The organism is Flavobacterium bizetiae, from assembly GCF_902804475.1.
GTDB classification, from domain to species: Bacteria; Bacteroidota; Bacteroidia; order Flavobacteriales; family Flavobacteriaceae; genus Flavobacterium; species Flavobacterium bizetiae.
In genome coordinates, this window is sequence record NZ_CADCSU010000017.1 from 1 (window position 1) to 4,286 (window position 4,286).

General features: G+C 36.1%; 2 protein-coding genes. One reads left to right on the forward strand and one right to left on the reverse strand.

The features are described 5' to 3' along the window. Nucleotides 1–225: 225 nt before the first annotated feature. On the forward strand, nt 226–1,245 hold the full coding sequence (locus tag FLACOL7796_RS00315) for a threonine aldolase family protein (RefSeq protein WP_173968659.1): 1,020 nt from the start codon (nt 226–228) through the stop codon (nt 1,243–1,245). A 96-nt stretch (nt 1,246–1,341) separates the two neighbouring features. Here the strand turns inward: FLACOL7796_RS00315 and adhE are convergent, their stop codons facing one another. Beyond that, nucleotides 1,342–4,041 carry a bifunctional acetaldehyde-CoA/alcohol dehydrogenase gene (gene adhE / locus FLACOL7796_RS00320; protein WP_173968661.1) on the reverse strand — a complete coding sequence of 900 codons (2,700 nt, stop codon included), beginning with the start codon at nt 4,039–4,041 and terminating at the stop codon, nt 1,342–1,344. Nucleotides 4,042–4,286: the final 245 nt, after the last annotated feature.

The window sequence follows — 4,286 nt, forward strand, 5'->3', positions numbered from 1 at the left end:
GTTTTTTGCAAATTGTGTTTAAGTTATAATTTGCCCTGCTAACAAATTGGTTTCTAAAATTATAAGCCAATTTTAGAATATTAATGTTAGTTTTATATGTTTTTTGTAAATATTACGTTAATTTGGTTTAATTGTAATTGCTAGTTAAATTTTAGCAAAACTTGTTAAGAATAACTATCAGTAATACGTAATTTTGCTGTTGAAAAAAGATATACTTTTTAGAATATGGAGATAAATTTAATTAGCGATACCATTACCAAGCCTACGCAGGAAATGTTGCAGTATATGTTTAACGCTCATGTTGGCGATGATGTTTACAGGCAGGATCCTACGGTTATAGAATTGGAAACCAGAGTTGCTGAGTTTTTTGGTATGGAGGCAGGTCTTTTTTTTCCGTCTGGAACAATGGCCAACCAGACCGCTATAAAATTGCATACACAGCCCGGAGAGCAATTAATTGCAGATAAATATGCCCACGTTTATAATTATGAAGGTGGAGGAGTTTCGTTTAATAGTGGCGTTTCTTGTTGCTTATTAGACGGAAATCGAGGTATGATTACGGCAAGTCAGGTAGCAGGAGCTATCAATGATCCGGAATTTTATCATAGTCCGTTAACAAGTTTGGTTTGTGTCGAAAATACAACCAACAAAGGTGGCGGAGCGTGTTATGAACTAGATGATTTAAGAGAAATAAAAAAGGTTTGTGATGCCAATAATTTGAAATTCCATTTGGATGGAGCCAGAATTTGGAATGCATTAGTAGCCAAACGACAAAATCCGAAAGATTTTGGAGCTATTTTCGATACTATTTCGGTTTGTTTATCGAAAGGATTGGGCGCTCCAATAGGTTCAATTTTGTTAGGAAGCAAAGCTGATATTCACAGAGCGTTGAGAATCAGAAAGATATTGGGCGGAGGAATGCGTCAGGTAGGTTATTTGGCTGCAGCCGGATTATATGCTTTGGCCAACAATATCGAAAGATTGGCAGAAGATCATCGACGTGCAAAAGAAATTGCCGCAATTTTAAGTACAAAACCATGGGTATCACATATTGAACCTGTAGAAACGAATATTTTGATTTTTTCATTGGCAGAAGGTTACAGTGATCAGCTTTTGATTGAAAAATTAAAACAAAAAAATATTTTAATAAGCTCAATGGGACACAATAAACTAAGAGTAGTAACCCATTTAGATTATAAAGAGGTAATGCATACTTATGTAGTTGAGACGCTTCAGAAGTTTTAAAAAAGGTGCAAAGGTGCAGAGAAACAAAGGTTTAAAAAAAGAGGCTATTTCATTAATTATGAAATAGCCTCTTTAAGTATTGATCGAAATCTATCTCTAGATTTTTTCTCCGTAATAAGCTTTACGCATAATTTCTTCCATGTCCTTGATTAGAGGTAAACGCGGATTTGCCGGAGTACATTGATCTTCAAAAGCGTTCATGGCAAGTGTATTTAGTTTTGCAAGCCATTCTTTTTCATCAAGACCTTGTTCTTTAAAGCTCATTTTTATTCCTACTTTTTTACCCAATTCATAACAAGCCTGGGCATACACCTGAGGTCCGTCTTTAGGTCCTTTTGCAGGAAGTCCTAACATTTGGCAAATTTCAAAATATTTTTGATCTGCTTTATAAGTAGAATATTTAGGCCATACCGAAAGTTTTCCCGGAACTTCGCCATTGTATTTGATTACATAAGGCAATAAAATAGCATTTGTGCGACCGTGAGGGGTATGGAACATTCCGCCAATTTTATGCGCCATAGAATGCGAGATTCCTAACATCGCATTCGCGAACGCCATACCGGCAATGGTTGATGCATTGTGCATTTTATCACGAGCTTCGTTATCATTTTTACCATCAAGATAGGTTCTTTCTAAATATTGGAATACCATTTTAATAGCCTGCAACGCAAGTCCGTCAGTATAGTCATTGGCAACAATAGAAACATAAGCTTCTGTTGCGTGCGTAAGAACATCCATTCCGGTATCTGCAACCACTGATGGAGGAACAGTTTTCGTTAACTCAGAATCGATAATGGCAACGGTTGGTGTAAAAGCATAATCTGCCAAAGGATATTTTTTATTAACAGAATGATCTGAAATTACCGCAAAAGGAGTTACTTCTGAACCTGTTCCTGAGGTTGTTGGTATACAAATCATTTTGGCTTTTTGACCCAAAGTTGGAATTTTTACCGCACGTTTACGAATGTCAAGGAATTTTTGTTTCACATCATCAAACGAAACCTGTGGTTGTTCGTATAATAGCCACATCACTTTTGCAGCATCCATAACAGATCCTCCACCCAATGCAATAATGCTATCCGGCTGGAACTCGCACATGGTTTCTGCACCTGCTCTTGCGGTTTCAATACTTGGATCTGGCTCTACATTAGAGAAAATTCTAACATCGACTTTATTGGCACGACGGTTTAAAACGTCTATGACTTTTTGAACAAAACCAAGTTTTAGCATACTTAAATCAGTTACGATCATCACTTTGTCAAGTGATTGCATTGATTTTAAATATTGAATCGAGTTAGGCTCGAAATAGATTTTTGAAGGTACTTTGAACCACTGCATATTATTGTTTCTTCTACCAATTCGCTTGATATTTATTAAATTTATTGCGCCCACATTTCCTGAAACAGAGTTTTTTCCATAAGATCCGCATCCAAGAGTAAGAGACGGAATAAATGAGTTATAAACGTCTCCAATACCTCCAAAAGTAGAAGGAGAGTTCCAAATAACACGAATGGCTTTTACTGCAACTCCAAATTCTTTGGCTATTTTTTCATCTTTTGTATGAATGGCTGCTGAGTGACCTAATCCGTCAAATTCTACCATTTGTTCAGATAACTTGATACCTTCCTGAGTTGAGTTTGATTTTAAAATTGCCAGTACAGGAGATAATTTTTCTCTGGTTAAAGGCTCGTTTATACCTACTTCGCTTACTTCGGCGGCAATGATTACGACATTTTCAGGTACAGAGAAACCAGCTTGTTCTGCAATCCATTGAGGAGATTTCCCAACAATATTAGGGTTTAGTTTTGCTCCGCCGCAGTTTACACCTTTCGCAATAACTCCAAACATTAATTCTTCAAGTTTTGCTTTTTCTTTTTCATTGGCAAAATACACATGATGATGTTTAAAAGCAGCTTTTGTTTCTTCATAAATTTCTTTATCGATAATAGCAGCTTGTTCAGAGGCACAGATCATTCCCCAGTCAAATGATTTTGAAAGAACAATATCATAAACGGCTTGTTTTATATTAGCGGTTTTCTCAATATAAGCAGGAACGTTTCCGGCGCCAACTCCCAATGCAGGTTTACCACAAGAGTAAGCAGCACGTACCATTGCGTTTCCTCCGGTTGCCAGAATAGTAGTAATAGTAGGATGGTTCATTAATGAGTTAGTGGCTTCTACAGATGGATATTCGATCCATTGAATACAGTTTTCCGGAGCTCCGGCAGCAATTGCAGCATCACGAACAATAGTCGCAGCAGCTTTAGAGCATTGTTGAGCCGATGGGTGGAAACCAAATATAATAGGATTACGGGTTTTAAGGGCAATTAATGCTTTGAAAACAGTAGTAGAAGTAGGGTTGGTTGTTGGTGTAACACCACAAATTACGCCTACCGGTTCTGCAATTTCTACAATTCCTGATAATTGGTCTTCGCCTATTATACCTACGGTTTTTAGGTTTTTTAAGCTATTGGTTACATTTTCAGCAGCAAACATATTTTTGGTTGCTTTGTCTTCAAAAATACCACGACCTGTTTCTTCAACAGCATGTAAAGCAAGTTCACCGTGTTTGTCTATAGCGGCAACCGAGGCTTTAGCCACAATATAATCAACTTGTTCCTGATTAAGTTCCAGGAATTTTTCAAGAGCAATGCCTCCTTTTTTGGCAAGTTCTTCGACATGAGCAATAGCATCAACTTTTGGAGTTTCCTTTACGGCATCTTTTACTAATCCAGCACTTTGCTTTTCTGCTGTTTTGTTTTCAGTTCCATTTGGACTTAAAGTTTTCTCATTCATAATAATTCGTGTTATAGTTAATATTCACTTTTAATACAGTTTTATAGATTGCGATAACTAATTATTTTGCGACGAAAGTTTTTTGAGTCTGATGCAGGATTAACTCTAAAAATCTATTGATAACTAATTTCTCATTCTATTTTTATTGTTCATTTTTAATTTTTTTAATTCGACTTGCACTTACAAATTTTTACTTCTAAAAAAGAAATATTTACAAGGTTTTATTTTTTGATTAAAAGAAAAAT

Coding starts and splice junctions, on each gene's coding strand:
- adhE (WP_173968661.1), bottom strand. CDS start 4,041: ATGAATGAGAAAACTTTAAGTCCAAATGGAACTGAAAACAAAACAGCA.
- FLACOL7796_RS00315 (WP_173968659.1), top strand. CDS start 226: ATGGAGATAAATTTAATTAGCGATACCATTACCAAGCCTACGCAGGAA.